Annotated in this window: 2 protein-coding genes; one reads left to right on the top strand and one right to left on the bottom strand. The window is 65.3% G+C overall.

Annotated features, from left to right (window positions below; genetic code table 11):
* Positions 1-199: FAD-dependent oxidoreductase (locus EOA29_RS38180; protein WP_148669397.1), on the bottom strand; the 199-nt coding region annotated here is incomplete at its 3' end.
* A 174-nt stretch (positions 200-373) separates the two neighbouring features.
* On the opposite strand from EOA29_RS38180, the gene EOA29_RS38175 reads away from it, so the two are divergent.
* Positions 374-898: 5-formyltetrahydrofolate cyclo-ligase (locus EOA29_RS38175; RefSeq protein WP_127222500.1), on the top strand; the 525-nt coding region annotated here is incomplete at its 3' end.

Here is an 898-nt window from a genome sequence, read left to right as displayed (position 1 = left end):
GCAGATGCCGGATCGGCCAGGCAATCTCCGAAGTGGCCAGCGCGGCGGTCGCCACCTGGTAAAGCAGCGGCTGGAACAGGTGATGATTGCGCTTGTCGATCATGGTGATGCGCACCGGCGCTGCGGCCAGCGCGCGGGTCAGTTCGAGACCGCCGAAGCCCGCGCCGACGACAACGACATGATGCTTGGCCTCGTCCATTCTCAGTCACCTCGCCAAACCAACCAGATAGCCTAGATGTAAGCAGTTTTGTGCACTGCAACAACATTGCCGCTGGCCACGCTCCTGCCCGGGAGTCGCCGCTGGGTGTCGTGAACGCGCATGCCGCTCTGGGAGCGTCGGGTATAGCGTGGGGCAGAGCGACAGGAGTGAAGCATGACTGACAATCGCGATGACGAGAGCCCAGCCCAATACGCCTCGCCGCCTTGTTTCATGCACGAACTCGACCCGACTTATCGGATGCCGCTCTCCGACTGGACCGATGTCAGGCGCTGGCGCAAGGCGGAGCGCGAACGGTTGATCGGCGCCCGGCTTGCCGTCTCAGCAGATGCACGCGCGGCCATGTCGGCGCGCATTGCCGAGAGCCTCGACGCGCTGATCGGCGACGTTGCCGGCCGCATGGTCAGCCTCTACTGGCCGTTCCGCGGCGAGCCGGATCTGCGCGGCTGGATGGTGTCGGTCAACGAACGCGGCGGCCGCACGGCGCTCCCCGTCGTCATCGAGAAAGGCCATCCACTGGTGTTTCGCGCCTATGCGCCGGGCGACCGGCTGGAAAAGGGTGTCTGGAACATTCCGATCCCCGCCGTGGGCGATCCGGTGCTGCCGGACATCGTGATCTCGCCAATGGTCGGCATCGCTCCCGGCAACTTCCGGCTGGGCTATGGCGGCGGCTTCTACGAT

Origin of the sequence: Mesorhizobium sp. M1E.F.Ca.ET.063.01.1.1 (assembly GCF_003998155.1) — a bacterium.
In the GTDB taxonomy this organism is placed as follows: domain Bacteria; phylum Pseudomonadota; class Alphaproteobacteria; order Rhizobiales; family Rhizobiaceae; genus Mesorhizobium.
This window is presented reverse-complemented; position numbering and strand designations above follow the sequence as displayed.